The organism is Microbulbifer maximicatervae (SeqCode) (assembly GCF_052467505.1).
Map to the genome: position 1 here is coordinate 4934393 of NZ_CP174313.1, position 17637 is coordinate 4952029.

14 protein-coding genes are annotated in these 17637 nt (G+C 50.0%); 3 read left to right on the forward strand and 11 right to left on the reverse strand.

The window, feature by feature from the left end:
* A complete protein-coding gene (locus tag ACJJIN_RS21640; RefSeq protein WP_444896151.1) occupies positions 1–156 on the reverse strand; it encodes a hypothetical protein in 156 nt (51 codons plus the stop codon).
* Positions 157–240: 84 nt separating this feature from the next.
* Here ACJJIN_RS21640 and soxR point away from each other — a divergent pair, with 84 nt between their 5' ends.
* Positions 241–729 (forward strand): redox-sensitive transcriptional activator SoxR, encoded by a 489-nt coding sequence (soxR, locus tag ACJJIN_RS21645; protein WP_444896152.1) that lies wholly within the window; start codon positions 241–243, stop codon positions 727–729.
* Positions 730–822: 93 nt separating this feature from the next.
* On the opposite strand, the gene ACJJIN_RS21650 is transcribed toward soxR, so the two are convergent.
* The 3 genes from ACJJIN_RS21650 to ACJJIN_RS21660 all read right to left on the reverse strand — a co-directional run bounded on the left by ACJJIN_RS21650 (position 823) and on the right by ACJJIN_RS21660 (position 2728).
* Positions 823–1548, reverse strand: a complete 726-nt coding sequence (locus ACJJIN_RS21650; protein WP_413663244.1) for a dienelactone hydrolase family protein — start codon at positions 1546–1548, stop codon at positions 823–825.
* Positions 1549–1628: 80 nt separating this feature from the next.
* On the reverse strand, positions 1629–2042 hold the full coding sequence (locus tag ACJJIN_RS21655; protein ID WP_282931346.1) for a VOC family protein: 414 nt from the start codon (positions 2040–2042) through the stop codon (positions 1629–1631).
* A gap of 83 nt (positions 2043–2125) precedes the next feature.
* Positions 2126–2728: a LysE family translocator gene (locus ACJJIN_RS21660; protein ID WP_444896153.1), complete on the reverse strand. Its 603-nt coding sequence runs from the start codon at positions 2726–2728 to the stop codon at positions 2126–2128.
* A 375-nt stretch (positions 2729–3103) separates the two neighbouring features.
* Here ACJJIN_RS21660 and ACJJIN_RS21665 point away from each other — a divergent pair, with 375 nt between their 5' ends.
* Positions 3104–4063, forward strand: a complete 960-nt coding sequence (locus ACJJIN_RS21665) for a LysR family transcriptional regulator (RefSeq protein ID WP_444896154.1) — start codon at positions 3104–3106, stop codon at positions 4061–4063.
* Positions 4064–4131: 68 nt separating this feature from the next.
* On the opposite strand, the gene ACJJIN_RS21670 is transcribed toward ACJJIN_RS21665, so the two are convergent.
* The 7 genes from ACJJIN_RS21670 to ACJJIN_RS21700 all read right to left on the reverse strand — a co-directional run bounded on the left by ACJJIN_RS21670 (position 4132) and on the right by ACJJIN_RS21700 (position 15310).
* The gene (locus ACJJIN_RS21670; protein WP_444896155.1) at positions 4132–6894 is read right to left on the reverse strand and encodes a nitrate reductase; all 2763 of its coding nucleotides are present in this window, start codon (positions 6892–6894) and stop codon (positions 4132–4134) included.
* On the reverse strand, positions 6894–7340 hold the full coding sequence (gene nirD, locus ACJJIN_RS21675; RefSeq protein WP_282931350.1) for a nitrite reductase small subunit NirD: 447 nt from the start codon (positions 7338–7340) through the stop codon (positions 6894–6896). The genes ACJJIN_RS21670 and nirD overlap by 1 nt, the downstream gene beginning before the upstream one ends.
* Positions 7341–7427: 87 nt before the next feature.
* Positions 7428–9965: a nitrite reductase large subunit NirB gene (gene nirB, locus ACJJIN_RS21680; protein WP_444896156.1), complete on the reverse strand. Its 2538-nt coding sequence runs from the start codon at positions 9963–9965 to the stop codon at positions 7428–7430.
* 270 nt (positions 9966–10235) lie between these two features.
* The gene (locus ACJJIN_RS21685) at positions 10236–12017 is read right to left on the reverse strand and encodes a bifunctional protein-serine/threonine kinase/phosphatase (protein ID WP_444896157.1); all 1782 of its coding nucleotides are present in this window, start codon (positions 12015–12017) and stop codon (positions 10236–10238) included.
* Positions 12007–13470 carry a NarK family nitrate/nitrite MFS transporter gene (locus ACJJIN_RS21690; protein ID WP_444896158.1) on the reverse strand — a complete coding sequence of 488 codons (1464 nt, stop codon included), beginning with the start codon at positions 13468–13470 and terminating at the stop codon, positions 12007–12009. The genes ACJJIN_RS21685 and ACJJIN_RS21690 overlap by 11 nt, the downstream gene beginning before the upstream one ends.
* A 180-nt stretch (positions 13471–13650) precedes the next feature.
* On the reverse strand, positions 13651–14715 hold the full coding sequence (locus tag ACJJIN_RS21695; RefSeq protein WP_444896159.1) for a CmpA/NrtA family ABC transporter substrate-binding protein: 1065 nt from the start codon (positions 14713–14715) through the stop codon (positions 13651–13653).
* A 7-nt stretch (positions 14716–14722) separates the two neighbouring features.
* Positions 14723–15310, reverse strand: coding sequence for an ANTAR domain-containing response regulator (locus ACJJIN_RS21700; RefSeq protein ID WP_413663235.1), 588 nt, complete (start codon positions 15308–15310; stop codon positions 14723–14725).
* A gap of 773 nt (positions 15311–16083) precedes the next feature.
* On the opposite strand from ACJJIN_RS21700, the gene ACJJIN_RS21705 reads away from it, so the two are divergent.
* Positions 16084–17631 carry a Re/Si-specific NAD(P)(+) transhydrogenase subunit alpha gene (locus tag ACJJIN_RS21705; RefSeq protein WP_444896160.1) on the forward strand — a complete coding sequence of 516 codons (1548 nt, stop codon included), beginning with the start codon at positions 16084–16086 and terminating at the stop codon, positions 17629–17631.
* The last annotated feature ends 6 nt before the right edge of the window (positions 17632–17637 follow it).

The following is a 17637-nucleotide window of genomic DNA, read 5'->3' on the forward strand; positions in this document are numbered from 1 at the left end:
CTAGGTCCCTGGGTTTCTCTTCGCGGTATCTCCAGACTCGCGTATTTCAGTAGCAAATTTGGGGTTCAGGCTTGCAGCTGCCACTAGTAGTAAGAACAGGTTTGGGGTGGCTTGACCGGCTGGTTGCGCAACGACGTTTGCTTGGTGCTTTTCCATCACTTTTCTCCCTCGCTTGCATTAGGTTGCGCAGCAGTGTAAAACCTCAACTAATGTTTAGGTCAATGGTTGGTGGGCATTTTTATGGCAGCTGAAGAATCGGCCGAAAAAGGAGCGGTAAAGTCAAAGCAAATCAAGCGGGAGCTGACTGTTGGCGAGGTGGCCGAGCGCAGCGGCGTGGCAGTCAGCGCCCTGCATTTCTATGAAAGCAAAGGCCTGATTGCCAGCCGGCGGACCTCCGGAAATCAAAGGCGTTACTCGCGGGATGTATTGCGTCGAGTGGCCATTATCAAGGTGGCCCAGAACACCGGGATTCCACTGTCGGAAATACGCGAGGCTTTCGGGGAGCTTCCCAATAAACGTACGCCCAATGCGGGGGATTGGTCATCACTCTCTTCTCACTGGCGTGAAGAGTTGGATCAGCGTATCCAGCAGTTAACCAAGTTGCGCGATGACCTTGAGGGATGTATTGGCTGCGGTTGTTTGTCTATGCAGAAATGCCCTTTACGGAATCCCGGGGATGAAGCTGCGGAGCAGGGAGGGGGAGCTCGCTATTTGGATTTGACCGAATAGGAAAGTGGTAGCAATACACGAGTACTGCTACCAACCCCCAAGGCGTACTTTTATCACTGCTAAAACGCTGATAGCGGTTTTCCGGCGCTCACTTCAGGAGAAAATCTTCTCGTAAAACGCCAGTGTTCCCCGCCAGGCGTCTTCAGCGGCTTCACGGTTATAGGCCAGCGGCAGGCCGAACTTTTCTCCCCGGTCTGTTGCACAGGGGTTGGTAAATCCGTGTAGGACCCCCGGGTAACTGACCAGAGTTAATTTGGCTTTGGACTCCTGCATCTCAGTAACAAACTGGCCGACCTGGTCCGGTGGAACCATCACATCGGCGCCGCCGGTGTAGACCTGTATTTCAGCATTAATAGGTTTGTTTTGTGCGGGGGTACTTCTTGCCAGTGCCCCGTGGTAACTGACTACGCCGCGCAAATCCACGCCGACTCGAGCCATAGCGAGTACGACTCCGCCGCCAAAACAATAGCCCTGTGCTGCGACCTGGTCCGGGTCTGCTTGGGGCCGCTGCTGGAGCAGTGATAATGCTGTGCGGAAGCGCGCTTCAAGGGCCACCGGGTCCTTCAGGGCTTCATCCCTGAACTGTTGTGCCTCTTGTGGATCATCGGTCTGTTTGCCTGCGCCAAACATATCCACTGCAAAAGCGAGGTAGCCGCAGTTGGCCAGTTTCTCCGCCTGCTCGCGAACAAAGGCATTGTGCCCCCACCATTCGTGTACCAGTAAAACCCCCGGCCGTTTGTCACTGATATTTTCATCCCATGCGAGATATCCGCAAAAAGTATCCCCGTTTACGGTGTAGTCAATTACTTCCGCTTCCATAGTGAGTCGCCTGGCTGATCGAGAAAGAGTCGTTGGGAAACCGGTTTGGGCCCGGCTACTCCGCAAGCGTGGCACAAACTTCAGTTGTTGCCAGTGGGTGGCCCTTTCAGCTCAATCACATTGTCTTCGGGATCTGAGATGTAAATTGACAGGCCAATTCCATCGGCGCCAAAGCGCTCTTCTGCTGGCGAAAACTTTACCTGTTCCTGCGCTAAAAAGGCCTGAATGCTCTCCGGATTAAAGGGTTCAACCCGGAAGCAAAAATGATCCAGGTTCCGCCCTTCCTTTCCTGGTGCTGCTCCCCCTCTCTGGCCTATAGGTTTATCAACTGGCACTAAATCTATCATGCAAGTGCCTGCGCGGAGTTGGTAGAGGCCAATATCGTCCCGTTGGCGCACAATGCTGCATCCAAGAATATTTTGGTAAAAGTCGAGCATGGGTTTTAGAGATTGGACACGCAATACAATATGGTCAATATGGTGGAGCTTAATCATAGGCTGCCCAAGCTTAGTTTTTACTAAGACTAGGTGGACCCCAAGGTAGTTGTCGAGTGAATTAAATGTTAGAGATTTTTTAGTTAATCTGTAAAAGCCTGGCTATAGAGAAGGTAGGTAGCGCAAATAATCAGAAGGCTCCCCATGGATCTGTTAAATATTTTGCGCCGGTATTGACTCTCTAATAATAGGCGAGCCCGATCTCCGGCAATAGCCCAAATACTTAATGAGATGTAGCAAACCAGAAAGTAAATCAGGGTGAATGAGAGTAAATTGCTGTGGTTATCGCTGCTGGAGAAAATAGCCACTCCAGAAAGGCAGGCGATCCAGGCCTTCGGATTGAGCCATTGCAATAAAAACCCTTGGTAAAAGCGTGGTTTCTGTAACTGCTCAATATCCGCATGATTAGTAGGTGCAGCCGCTGTTTGGTAGCCGATAAAGGCCACATAAATTGATCCTGGTATCGCAACATATCGTAGTAACTGGGGATAAATTTCTATTGCCTGATAGAGCCCAAGGCCTATAGCTGCAAGTAGCAGTGTAAAGCCTATTGTGGCTCCTGATACAAAGGGCAAGGTGCGGATAAATCCATAATTCACTCCAGAGGAAATGATAACCATATTCACCGGCCCCGGTGTAATGGACATAGCCAGGGAAAACCCAAACATAGCAAGAAGTAGTGACATTCGCTGCTCCTAGCAGTTATCAATTGTTTGGAGACTTTAATGGCCTGGTAGGAAAATGATTAGATACTTAAAACTGAAATATATTGTTTATAAAAATTTACTTACTAAAAATGGAGAAGGAAAGAATACACTGCACTTGGGACCCTATGAGGCATGGATGCCGATTAGGAGCTTACAGGGATGTATTCACTGCGTGTCTCGAGTGCAGTGTATTCTTTCCTTCCACCCCAGTAGTAAGTATGGAAGAGTGTGCTGCATGAGACTGGGTGCCGATTACGTGCTAACAGCAATATATTCACAGATCTTCGCAAGAGCGGTGTATCCTTTCCTGTTGACCCAGAAGTACCTTTAGAGAATTCATAGGGAGTTGCTATTGTGCTAAAGGATATTCGCTATTTACTGGTGTTTGCCAAGGTTGTGGAAAGCGGCTCTTTTAGAGGCGCTTCTTCGGAACTGGATATTTCTGTCGCCAGCGTTAGTTCCTATGTGGCGAGGTTGGAGGAAAGTCTTGGCGTTGCACTCTTGTATCGCAATACCCGCAAGTTGTCCCTGACCGAAGATGGGGCAAAGATTTATAAAACGGCACAGAAGATATTGGATTTGTACGCCGATGGTCTCGGAGAATACAAAGCGCGAGAGGAACGCAGTATCAGTCGGCTTAAAATTGCAATCCCTGCCGTTTTGATCCACAGCCGCTTGCTGAGCAAAATAGTGGGCTTTGTCCGGCGGGATCTGGGTATTCATTTACAACTTCAATGCAGCGACCAGCACGAGGATGTAATTGGCGGTGGTTTTGACTTGGCAATTCGTCTGGGTAATATGCCTGACAGCAATTTGAAAGCGCGTAAGATATTTGAACTAGAGCGGGTGTTAATTGCCAGTGGCGATATGCTGGATCGTTATGGTTTTCCGAGTCATCCTCGCGACCTTGCAGTTTGGCCCTGGATTGGGCTGAAAATGCGGCCCAATCACCGGCGATTTCTGCATCGGCAGCAGGGCGAATATGAAGTTAGCTACGCTCCGGTAGCGACTGTCGACAGTGTTGAAGCGGCTTATCGATTAACGAGCTGCGGCCTGGGACTATCGGCGCCACCTAGATTTCTAATAAGTGCACAGGATGATGTACAAGAATTATTGCCAGACTGGCAGCTTCCGAATTTACCTGCCTATGCAGTTAGACCTTCAAACGGAGTCTCCGAAGGTCCTATACAGAAACTGATTGATTATTTGGCCGATAGTGATACCCAGCTTGCTGCCTGCCATCCTCGCGATTTAACGCAAAAGCTAGCTGCAGAAGCGGTTGATTGTCCCGGAAGGTTCTCAATAGCTCGGTAGAGGCCTCTGCCGTCAAGGTTGGTCACTTGCGGGCAGAGGTTCTTTTATTCATGGGGGAATTTAAAACCTTACTGCGGAATAAATTCCTGAACTATATTTATTCGGGCATTACTGCTTATTTCTACCGGATCTTGCTTTACCGGAGTTGACTCCATGGATGTGTCTTCAGAGGCGTTAACTGTGCGAATAATGCTGGAAATTTCTGGTTTGCAGGAACCGCAGCTGGTACCGCAGCCAAGGGTTTCTCCCAGTGCTTCGACGGTGTTAATGCCTTGGGCGATGGCCTCCTCTATCTGTGGCCGGGAAACCTGGAGGCAGGTACAAATCATCTTCACACCGGGCTTTATGGGATGAAGCAGTTGCCCCGGTGATTCCGGCAGGGGAGTGGCCAGGTAATTTTCCAGGTGCTGTCGGCTGGGTAATTGATGCCAGTCTCTGCCAGAGAAAATCAGTAGTTTTAAGTTATCGTCGTAGGCGATCCAGCGCTGACTTTTAGGGGTAACCAATTCCTGCCAGAACAATTGGGGCTGGTCGTCCATTATCTTGGATGCCAGTTCCCGCCCATGGATAAGTTGGTTCGCGGCAATTTCATAGCGAAAGCCATTTTCCAAGGGGACTCGATACCAGTGCAGGATACTGCTGTCGTTGGCCTGCTGTAACCAATCCCATACTCTATCGGCAGTCTCTTCGGCACAGATCATTGTGGCAAAGTATTCAGCTGCTAGGGGACTGACATTGACGGGAACCTGTTTGAATTCAGGTTGACCGGAGTAGGGATCAATACTGGAGTCCGCCAGGGCACTGGGCTTGGAATCCTGTGAGAAGGTTTCACTCCAGTGAATAGGGGCAAAGATCTCCCCTATTTTTTGCCCTCCGTTGAGGGCGGCGCGGCCGACCATTTTAGATGAGGCGCTGTTTAACCGAACTAATTCCCCATCGTTAACCTGGAAGCGAGCGGCATCCTTGGGGTTTATTTGTATTTCCGGCAGTTCACTGTGATCGAGTAATTTCCTTACCCGCCCGGTTCGGGTCATGGTATGCCACTGGTCGCGCATACGGCCGGTATTGAGCCATATAGGATACTCGCCACTGATCTGCTGTTCCGGAGGCTGCGGCGCTATGGGGATAAAGCGTGCACGCTTGTCCGGGGTAAAAAACTGTCCACTGGTGAATAAGCGTTTGCACCCAGCCGGGTGCTCCTGATTGACCGGCCACTGTACCGGGGCCAGTGCATCGTATTCACTGCGATTGATATTGGCGAGTGCGGAGATATCGAAAGCCCTGGAGCCGTGGTTTTCGAAGCCGGAAAGCTGGGCGTGCTCACGAAAAATATCGGCGGGGTGTGAATAATTAAACTGATCTCCATAGCCTAAATGTTGAGCCAGTCCGCACAGGGCTTGCCAGTCGTGGCGAGCTTCTCCCGCTGGGGATAAAAATCCACGTTGCCGAGAGATACGTCGTTCTGCATTGGTGACAGTGCCGTTTTTTTCTCCCCAGCCTGTTGCGGGAAGTAGCAAATCGGCGCAGCGAGCGGTATCGGTATTGGCTATGCAGTCGGAGACAATAACCAGCGGGCATTTCTGTAGCGCAGCTTTGACTCTATCGGCTTCGGGCATACTGACGGCGGGGTTAGTAGCCATAATCCAAATGGCTTTAATTTTTCCGCTTTCTACCGCGCGGAACATATCCACAGCCTTCATTCCCGGCTTGGTAGCAATTTGATCGGAATTCCAGAATCGTGATACCCGGTCAATATCCTGCTCGTTAAACTCCATATGCGCGGCGAGGGTATTGGCAAGTCCGCCCACCTCGCGTCCACCCATCGCGTTGGGTTGGCCGGTAATAGAAAATGGCCCTGCACCAATTTTGCCCACGCGTCCGGTGGCTAAATGGCAGTTTATGATTGCGTTGTTTTTATCAGTTCCGCTGCTGGACTGATTGATTCCCATGGAATAAAAACTAATGGTCTTTTCTGTTGCTGCAAATGCCTGAAAAAATTCCAATAGTTTCTCGATAGATATGCCACAGGTGGCCGCAGTTAATTCTGGTGACCAGTCTTGAGCCGCAGCTAAGGTATCGGCAAATCCCTGTGTATGATTTTTTATGTAGTCGGTATCTAGATAATAGTGCCGGCTGAGAAAACGCAGTAGTCCATTGAATAGTGCCGCATCAGTGCCGGGTTTAATTGCCAGGTGCAGATCTGCCATTTCACTGGTAGCGCTGCCACGGGGGTCGATAACGACAAGCTTTGCAGCACCTGCCTGCATTCGCTGGAATAAGATCGGATGTGTCCAGGCTGCATTGGAACCGATAAGCACGATAAGTTCAGCCTGTTCCAGATCCTCATAGGAACAGGGTACCGCATCGGCACCAAATGCGCGTTTATATCCCACCACCGCAGAGGCCATACAAAGTCGGGAATTGGTATCAATATTGGCAGAGCCAATAAATCCCTTCATTAACTTGTTGGCCACATAGTAGTCTTCGGTGAGAAGCTGACCGGACAGATAAAAAGCTACCGAGTCAGGGCCATGGTCGCGAATTGTCTGCTTAAAGGCATCGGCCATATAAGAGAGCGCAGTATCCCAGTCACAATCTTTTCCGTGCAGGCGAGGGTGTAGGAGACGGCCGTGTTCGCCCAGCGTTTCGCCGAGCGCAGAACCTTTAACGCACAATTTGCCGAAATTTGAAGGGTGCTGGGAATCGCCACTAACAGTAATCGCTGTAGTATTTGCGCGCTCTTCCCTGTTAACCGAAACCCCACAACCGACACCACAATAGGGGCAGGTAGTGCAGGAGCGGTGCGCGCTCAGAAATTCCTGTACTGCCATTACTGTAGCTTATTGTTGCCGATGTAAACCGTGTTCCCACTAAATGCCAGCGGGTAGGTGGCAAGCTTGATATCGCTGTCTTCCATGCAGACTCCATCGCTAAGGCGGAAATGGTTTTTATACATTGGGGAAGCAATGGTTAATTCCCCTTCCAATTCCGCAATAATTCCTCTTGCAATCACACCAGCTTGTGCGATTGGGTCCCAGTTGTCAACGGCATAAAGCTGTTGTTCCTGGTCGGGTAAAAAAAACAGGGCGATGCTTCTTTGATAGACAGTTTTAGTCACTGTATTCAAAGCCTTCGTTGGGTATACGGAGGTATCGCCCCAAAGCGCACATACCCCAGAGTTGGTGACCAAATCTGATCGCTGACAGATTGGAGACCATTGGGGGTGGGTTATGGCAACTGAATTTGAGGGAGTTTCTTGCAGGGCAGCCAGGCTCATAATAATTTCCTCACAATGGATGGAAAGGATTCAAAAGCAATTTATTAATAAAGGTATAACTGGCGGCTTGCGCCGCCGGGAGAAGCTTTAGGCGGATTCGGCTGTTTCCACTAGCTCGTCAGTGGTTGCCGGACGCGGTTGTCCACGCTCCTTAACGAAAACAATCTTTTCATCGGTTTCGTTGCTATTGACGAATTGACGGAAGCGCTTGAGTTTTTCCGGATCGTTAATGGCTGTTTTCCATTCGCACTGGTAGGTGTCTACTACTCGGGCCATCTGGACTTCCAGCTCGGCACAAATCCCCAGCTTGTCATCGATAATGACTTCGCGCAGGTAATCCAGGCCGCCGTCAAGATTTTCCAGCCACACAGATGTGCGTTGTAATTTATCGGCGGTGCGCACATAGAACATCAGGAAACGGTCGATATAGCGGATAAGAGTTTCGTCATCCAGGTCGGTGGCGAACAAATCTGCATGGCGGGGGCGCATGCCACCGTTGCCACAAACAAATAGATTCCAACCTTTTTCAGTGGCAATAACCCCGACATCTTTGCTTTGAGCCTCAGCGCATTCACGGGTACAGCCGGAAACAGCCATTTTTATTTTGTGTGGAGAACGCAGTCCCTTGTAACGATTTTCTACTTGAAGGGCCATTGAAACGCTGTCCTGAACCCCAAAGCGACACCAGGTGCTACCAACACAAGACTTAACCGTGCGCAGGGATTTGCCGTAGGCATGGCCGGTTTCAAATCCGGCATCAATCAGTTCTCGCCAAATTTCCGGTAGCTGCTCCAGGCGCGCGCCAAACAAGTCGATACGCTGGCCACCGGTAATTTTGGTATAGAGGTTGTAGCGTTTGGCCACTTCGCCGATCACTATTAATTTTTCCGGTGTGATCTCGCCGCCGGGAATACGCGGGACTACAGAATAGCTGCCGTTTTTCTGCATATTCGCCATGAAAGTATCGTTGGTGTCCTGTAAGCCGACGTGAGTCTGCTCCAGAATATGTTCATTCCACAGGGAGGCAAATATGGATGCGGCTGCAGGTTTACAAATTTCACAGCCGCGCCCTGAACCGTGTTTGCTTAATAATTCACTAAAGGTTTTTATTTCTTCCACCTGGATAATGTGGAATAACTCCTGGCGGGAGAAGGGGAAGTGCACGCATAAGTGATTGTTCACTTCCATGCCGAGCGCCGCTAGCTCTTCATCGACAATATTTTTCAGTAGCCCAGCACAACCACCGCAACCTGTAGATGCTTTTGTTACATCCTTAACATCAGCCAGTGAGTGGCAGCCACCGGCAACGGCGTCGATAATCTGGCCTTTACTTACATTGTGGCAGGAACATACGGTAGCCGAAGCGGGGAGTGCAGCAGCACCCAGCCCGGGAGCTGCGCCATCGGTTGCCGGTAAAATTAATTGTTCCGGGTGTTCGGGCAGATCAATATCGTTGAGGTGATATTGCAGCAGGGTATCGTAGTCATCCGTATCTCCTACCATTACCGCGCCCAGGAGCTTTTTTCCCTCGCTATCGGTGATCATACGTTTGTAAACACCGCTCTGCTCGTCTACAAAAGTAATAGCGGCAGCGCCGTTGGTGCGACCATGGGCATCGCCAATAGAACCGACCTGTACGCCCAGGAGTTTCAGCTTGGTGCTCATGTCAGCACCGTTAAAACTTTCCTCTCCACCGGTCAGTTGAGCGACAGCAGTACGCGCCATGCTGTAACCGGGAGCGACCAGGCCAAAAATTTTCTGATCGTAAAGCGCGCATTCGCCGATAGCGAAAATATTCGGGTCTGAAGTACGGCAGTTGCTGTCAATTACGATCCCGCCGCGTTCGCCAACTTCCAGCCCGCTGGATTTTGCCAGTTCATCCTGGGGGCGAATGCCTGCGGAGAAAACAATCATATCGGTAAGCAGTTCTTTATCTCCCTTGAACTGCATACGCAGGCGGCCGTCTACTTCTTCAATCAATTCCGTGGCGGTACTGGTGTGTACCTGAACCCCGAGTGCTTCAATTTTTGTTCTTAATAGGGCTGAACCACCTTCATCCAACTGAGTGGCCATAAGGCCTGGGGCGAACTCGACAACGTGGGCTTCAAGTCCCAGGGCTTTCAGGGCATTGGCAGCTTCCAGGCCCAGTAGGCCACCGCCGACAACTACCCCACTTTTTGCACTGGCGGCAATCGAGCGAATGGAATCGAGATCTTCCAGGGTTCGATATACAAAGCAGCGCTGGTGTTGATGGCCGGGTATTGGCGGAACAAAAGGGTAGGAGCCGGTGGCAAGTATTAATTGGTCGTAAGAGTGGCTGGCTCCACTTGCCGCAGTAATTGTTTTATTGTCCCGATCAATTTGCACCACCTTGTCATTGAGCAGGATATTAAAACCCCACTGCTGATACTGCTCCAAGTTTCCCATGGACAGGTCTTCAGCTGTGCGTCCGGCAAAGTATTCGGAAAGGTGGACCCGGTCATAAGCGGGACGGGGCTCTGCACAGAATATGGTGATATCAAACTGGTTGGCGTATTGATGGTTGGCGAGCTGTTCCAGGAAATGGTGCCCGACCATACCGTTGCCAATCACAATCAGCTTTTGAGGTTTAACATTTGCCTTCATTTACAATCCTGCCGTCTCAATTCGTTTTATTCGGCAGGAAGAGAGCCCGTCTGAAATGGCAAGGGCGTCTCCTCTTCTGCCGAAGAGTACAGGCGCCGTTGCCTCGTAATGGGGGAATAATTTGTTGGTAATTAAATACATTCAATCTCTATGCCAATTTTATTTTTAGTAATAAAGGGGGTTTGGCCTGATTGTCCACAATTTTTGCGACAAAGTGGTGCATTTAATTAATTTTCTGCGCTGTAAATGTGCTTATTCAAATCTTATGTATTAGCGCCAAAAGAAGTAGAGCAGATGAGAGAGCAGTAGAATTAAAGTTAGTAGCTGCCAGACAAGAACCGGATTTCTTTCTAGCAGGGGACGGCTTTGGGGGGCTTTAAAATCTGGGCTGGGAGATTGCAGATCCTGGATAAATTCTGACAATGCGTTGTAGCGCTTTTTAGGATCAGGAGCACAAGCCTTTTGTAGAGCGCTATCAATCCAGTAGGGAATATCTTTGCGGTGTGCGGATGCGCGAGTAAAGCGCATTTGGTTATAGTTCTTTAAACGGTAGTGGTAGCTACCAAAGCGCTCGGGATAGGGATATTTGCCCGTGAGTAATTCATAAGCAATGATTCCCAGGGAAAAGATGTCTGATCGATGGCTGGCGCTATCCCCAAAAAAGAATTCCGGAGCTGTATAATTCTTACTGCCGGGTGCTGTTTCACCAGATAGATGTAATTGCTCTCTGAGCCCTGGGCCATCGGCACCACCGAGATCAATGATTGCCAGGCGCCCGTCGTTGCGCATCATAATATTCTCTGGCTTGAGATCGCCGTGAACGATCTCCAACCGCTGTAAACTTCGCAACGCACTAACCAGTTGTGCCATTAGCTCCCGCACTTGGGGAATTTGAGGTTGTGGATGTAATTGCATCCACTGACGCAAAGTCTGTCCTTCGATATATTCGAGAATATGATAGAGACAGTGCCTTTCAGAAGTCGGAGCAAAAACTTTAATAATTCCTGGGTGGGAGATTCGTCGCCCGGTCCATTCCTCAGCAATAAATCGTTCGATGTAGTGGGGGTCATCACAGAAATTAACTGAGGGAGTTTTTATCACCCGCAATACTTCGGTATTGAGGTCTCGGGCCAGATAGAGATGGCTGCGGCTGCTGGCATGTAATTCCTGTAAAACAAGGAAATTGTCGAGCTTTTGGCCTGGGCGCAGGTCAGGTGCGAACGGGAGTTCGCGATTGCGCATAGCCAATTCATCGCATTGGGGCAGCCCTACATAATTTATCCGGCAAGTGACAGCAGTCAGGTTATCGGTGGAGCCCGCTGTCAGAGCAGCATCAATAAGCCCTTGTGGAGTTGAACTGGAAAAATTAAGCAATAGCTCAATTAACTCTGTCTCAGGCAGAAAATCGTGAATCCCATCGCTACTCAGCAGGAAAATATCCCCGGGTTGCAATTCCTCACAGCGGTAGTCCACTTCAATATGAGCATCCATTCCCAGGGCGCGGCTCAAAAAGGTGCGTCCAGGTCCGAGGCTGTGGCTGTGATCGCTACTCAAGCACTCTAATTTCCTGTCGCGGAGTCGGTAGATCCGGGAGTCGCCGATGTGAACCAGATGTGCGCTGGTGCCTTTGAAAATAACGGCAGAAAAAGTGGTCAGCCAACCCCGTTTAATTTCGGCACTGCCGCCACTCTGTCGAAATAGCCAGCTATTGAGCGAGTGCAAAACCCGCGCAACAGCGTGCTTTGTCGACCAGGTTTGCGGGGTGCTGTAATAATCGGAAAAGAATCCATTGATGGCAGCGCGGGCTGCTTCACCGCCGGCTTCTGCATTGGCAACACCGTCGGCTACTGCCGCAAGGCTGCCGTGGCGCTGTAATTCAGCGCCTTCGGGAAGCCGCACTGCGCAGGCGTCGTCATTGTGTTGGCGAAGTCCGGCGCAGGAGGCAGTGAACAGTTGCAGGGCATCTTCTTTATTGTCCTGCGAACTGTCACTAGCAGCGAGCCCGGATTCTATTGTGCTCGCTGCAGTGGGTAGATCGTTATTAGGCAACATCGATCATGGATACGCTGCCATCGGGGTGTACTTCTGCCATTTGTCCCTCCGGTTCTTCCAGTAGAAGCAGGGCGGCAAAGCCGAGCAATGCGGTAGCGCAGATTACCAGGAAAAAGGCCTGGTAAGACACCATGCTGAGAACGGTGAGATAGAAAACGGCTCCGACATTGCCGTAGGCGCCAGTCATGCCGGCAATCTGCCCGGTTAGGCGGCGTTTGATTAAGGGCACCACTGCGAATACAGCGCCTTCACCAGCTTGCACAAAGAAGGAACAGGCCATGGCAGCGGCGACCGCCAGGTACAGGGGCCATTCGGCATCGATCATGCTCATAGTGAAGTAACCCAGAGCCAGGCCAGCGGTGAGGATCAGCAGGGTAGGTTTGCGGCCCCAGCGGTCGCTAATCAATCCGCCGGCAGGGCGTGACATGAGGTTCATAAAGGCATAGGCGGAGGCCAGCAAGCCAGCTTTTACCGGGTCCAGTGTAAAGGTCTCGGAGAAGAACAGGGGCAGCATGGAAACCACAGCCAATTCGGAACCGAAAGTCGCGAAGTAGAGCAGATTCAAAACTGCTACTTGCTTAAACTTATAGCGGTGTACCGGTGCTGGTGGGTTGCTGAGTACTTCACGGTTAATACTGTAGGTTTTATACGCGTCCAGAAGGTACAGTAGTACCAGGCCTGCATAGATCAGGTTGGCAGTAAGGTTGGATATTAATGCAACGCCGCTAGATAATTTCCAGGTTAGCAGAGCCAGTGCCGCATACATGGGCACTTTCATCACCAGAAGCAGGATAAAATCCCCGGGACTGGTGACTTCCATAGCACCAATTTTTTTTGGCTTGAAATAGGTTGACCCCTTGGGCGTATCAGTCACAGAGAAGTAATAAATTACGCTGTAAACCAGTGCGATTGCGCCGGTGAGGCCAATGGCATAACGCCAGCCGTCGTCACCGCCAAAAAACAGGGCGATAGTGGGCAGGGACATGGCTGCTGCAGCTGAGCCAAAATTTCCCCATCCCCCGTAAATACCTTCCGCGGTACCCAGCTGTCGAGCCGGGAACCACTCGGACACCATTCGGATACCTACAACAAAACCTGCACCAATAAAGCCCAAAAGGAATCGGCCAATGGCTGCCTGCACAAAATTGTCTGCCAGGGCAAAAATAAAGCAAGGCACACTGCCGATTGCCAGTAATAGCGAATAGGTGAGTCTGGGGCCATATTTATCAGTGAGCATCCCGATTACAATGCGCGCGGGAATTGTCAGGGCCACGTTTAAAATAAGTAGGGTTTTGACCTGGTCCGGAGTCAATGAAAGGCTTTTCGCAATTGCCATTAGCAATGGTGCGTGGTTAAACCAGGCAAAGAAAGTGATAAAGAAGGCCACCCAGGTTAGGTGGAGCACTTTTATCTTCCCGCGGAACGAGAATAGATTGAGTGAGTCACTGGACATGCGCATTTCCTTTGTTTGCTAATTCCGCAGGCACAAAAAAAGCCCAAAGCTGCAGCCGCTTGACTGCAGACGATGGACTTCGTTGCCCGTTATATTCGGCGAACAACCGCTTCACCGCGCTGATGCGCCTGAGGGAAGGCAATTGCATCATCGAATTATTTCCATTCAATTAATGTGCCACTATTTTTTTGCGAGCAGGAAATCCACCGTTTGCCGGTAGAGGTCTGGACGATAGGCTTCTGCTGCACGAAGTGTCGAGCTCCCCAGATCTGAATACATCTCCAGTAGCTGCCGTGCTTTTTCCTGAGTTGGACGCCCACAGTCGTTATCAATATGGGCAAAGAGGTGCCAGCCGGGATTGGCGAGGATTTCCCGGTCCCGATGGTAGAGAATCTGGTCATTGAGAGAGCGTTGAATCAGCTCCTCAGGCAGGTTGAGGTATTGCCCCAGGGACAAGAGCTTGGCAGCTTCGGCTCTGTTTGCGCGTGCGGCAAGCCAGGTACAGGCTTTGAGAAGAGCGGCCCTTAGGGCCAGGTGGGTTGCAGGGTTGGCTTGATGCCAGCTTTCAGTGACTGTCAGCACTTTTTCCGGCATAGCTGGCAGCAGTGTATTACAGGCTGCAATGACCACTCCGGACCCTTTGTGGGCGGCCAGGGAGTTCCAGGGTTCGCCTACACAATAGCCATCGATAACGCCACTGTGGAGGTTTTCCAGCATTTGTTCAGGCGGTAATACCACCAGTTTTATATCCCGGTCCGGGTCGATATCGACGGAGCGCAACCAGTACCTTAATTGCAAGCTATGGCTTGAAAATGGATAAACTGTGGCGAGTCTGACAGTAGGAGGGTGTTTATTGCCATGCAGATAGCGCTTAAGTGCCAAGGCGATATCACTTTGAGAGTCACCTTCACAGTAATTTTGCAGGCGTTCGAATAATTCTGCGGAAAGGGTAATAGCGTTACCGTTGCAGCTGAGAATTAACCCACTTAACAAGCGTTCGTGGCAATTGGGTAAAGCTTGTTCCAGTGTCAGGGGCATAGGAGCGAGCATTGCTGCAGCATCTGCCTTGCGCGCAATTAACTTGTCTCGCAGGGTGGCCCAGCTTGTTTCTTTTTGCAGCTGTACTTTTAATCCATGTTCTTGGAAGTAGCCTAGTTCCTTGGCGACAATCAGCGGTGCGCTGTCGGTCAGGCGCAGGTAAAGCAGTTTGATGGTCTTTTTTTCCGGGCACAGAAGGGCTGACATCGGTACTCTAATGCTCTTTCTGAAAATATTGGATAACTTGCTCGGCAACTGTATGGATGGTTGAGTTGCTGTTCATCGCGAGATTGCGCAAGGTCTTATGGGCATCCTCTTCACTGAGGTTCTTCTTGGCCATTAATAGCCCTTTGGCCCGCTCGATTGCTTTTCGCTCTGTGAGTTGCTGCTGGGTGCGCTCGAGAGACTGACGCAATTGCTGGAAATGTTTAAATTGTGCCATAGCGATTTCTATCGCTGGTGCCACGCGCTCTGGGGTCATCCCCTCGGCCATATAGGCGCTTACCCCGGAGTCGACCGCGCGGCTAATGAAGTCTGCGTTGCCGCTACTTGAAAACATGGCCACCGGAGTCGGCGCCTCACGATTAACTATGGCCAGGCTTTCCAGGATATCCCTGTCCGGGGATTCGATATCTATCAACACAATATCCGGACGGTATTTTTCCACCTGGAAGAGGAGGCCTTCGGCACTGTTGATCTGGGCGAGAATACTGTAGCCAGCAGCACGTAATCGCTCACAAACCAAGTGGGCGCGCTCGGGATTGTCATCGACCAGCATGATTCCAGGGCTTGGATTAGTCACAATTTACTGCGGCACTCATCTAATAATTTTTATTGGGCTTTACCAACTTTTAATCAATAGTTGTGCCAAATACGCAGAGGTGGGGGAGTGGATGTATGTCTCTAATTCCATGAGATAAATCTGATGTTACTGCTTTTTCCTGGTGCGACATTCTGCGGATATTGTTTTTTTTGCACAAGTAGGGGGCTAGTACATATTTTTCAGGCAGAAAAGTGTGACTTGGTACTATGGAAGCAAAATCATCTGCACATTTGTGGTTTGCGTGAATAGACTGTCACATGGCGCGTTATTTTTTGTTATAAACGTAATGTGGCATCCGTATTCGCCGATAATATTTAACTAACATGATGTATTTGGTGATCTATTTTTGGTTATTAAAAATAGTCAGTTACCCCTAAATTTTTGTAGTTTCTGTTTATTTGCAGGTGCTTGCTCTACCGTGGGGATTCTTTTGGATTAAAAATTCATAGTGAATTGATCGGTGAGGCCATTCAAAAAGGAAAATCCCTTATATTTTGGATAAACAAATAGCAATTTAACTTCAGGGAAAAGGTTTCGAGCGAGACTAATTTTTGCTTATTTCTCTCAGGTCTATATAGCCAATTCAGGATATATAGTCTTATTAATTTCACCAATTACGGCTATCAGGTTATCCCCCTTTTCATCCCCTTTGACGACGTTTACACTCGATCTGTTTATAAATTGGGCAATCCAATACTTTTTGAGGTAGATGTAGCTGTAAGTTCATAAAATCAACTAAGAGGGGCACGGCGGTGATTATAGCCATACCTAGAGAGACCGCAGAGGGAGAAGCACGTGTTGCAGCGACTCCCGATAGCGTAAGACGATTACGCGATTTGGGTTTTTCCGTAGCGGTGGAGAAGGGGGCTGGTAACAGGGCCAGTTTTACTGATGAAGCTTATGCTGAAGCCGGTGCAGAAATCCGTGAGGATATGCAACAGTGCCTGGCTGATGCGGGCATAGTATTAAAAGTACAAGCACCAACTGATCAAGAGTTGGCCCTGATTCCCAAAGGGGCTACGCTGATCGCCTTTCTGAAGCCGGCACAAAATGCCGAGTTCCTACAGAAGCTTGCCGAGCGCGATATCAATGCGCTAGCGGTCGAGTCGATTCCAAGAATTTCCCGCGCGCAAAAAATGGATGCGCTCAGCTCCATGGCAAATATTGCCGGCTATCGTGCGGTTGTGGAGGCTGCCCACAATTTCGGTCGCTTCTTTACAGGGCAGATCACGGCAGCAGGAAAAATTCCCCCGGCAAAAGTACTTGTTATTGGTGCTGGTGTAGCGGGGCTCTCTGCAATAGGTACGGCAAAAAGCATGGGAGCTATAGTGCGGGCCTTCGATACCCGCGCTGAAGTACGTGAGCAAGTGGAGTCCATGGGGGCTGAATTCCTCACCGTAGAAATTGAGGAGGAAGGCTCGGGCTCCGGTGGTTACGCCAAGGTGATGTCGAAGGAATTTATTGATGCTGAAATGGCACTGTTCCGCGAGCAGGCCAAAGAAGTGGATATTGTGATTACCACTGCCTTAATTCCGGGGAAACCCGCTCCGAAATTATGGCTTGCAGATATGGTCGACAGTATGCCTAAAGGTTCTGTCGTCGTGGATTTAGCAGCAGAAATGGGCGGTAACTGTGACTATACGGTGGCTCATGAAAAAGTGGAGCAGAACGGCGTCACTATTCTTGGTTATACCAATCTACCCAGTCGAGCAGCGGCACAATCCTCGCGCCTGTATTCAACCAATCTCGCTCACCTGCTTGGGGAGCTAACTCCAGAGAAAGATGGTGAGATTAATCTCAATTTTGAAGATGAAGTGATTCGTGGTGCCACAGTGGTTAAATCCGGTGAGATTACCTGGCCTCCACCCGCACCAAAAATTTCGGCTCAGCCCAAGCCATCGGTGAAAGCTACTGAGGAAGTGAAAATTGTTGAGGAGAAAGCTGAGAAACGAAAATCTCCCGTATCTATTTTTGCATTTTGGGCGATCGCGGCAATCTTATTGTTGTGGTTGGGTCGTGTGGCACCTCCTGATTTCGTCTCGCACTTTACCGTATTTGTCCTGGCAATATTTGTTGGCTGGCAAGTGATTTGGAATGTTACCCATGCGCTACACACTCCGTTAATGAGTGTTACTAATGCAATTTCCGGCATTGTGGTTGTTGGTGCATTAGTACAGCTTGGAATTGCCAATTCGGGTTTGGTGAGCCTGCTTGCTTTCATCGGCGTGTTGGTGGCCAGTATTAATATATTCGGTGGTTTCTTTGTGACCTACCGTATGTTGAAAATGTTTCGCCGGTAAGGGGAG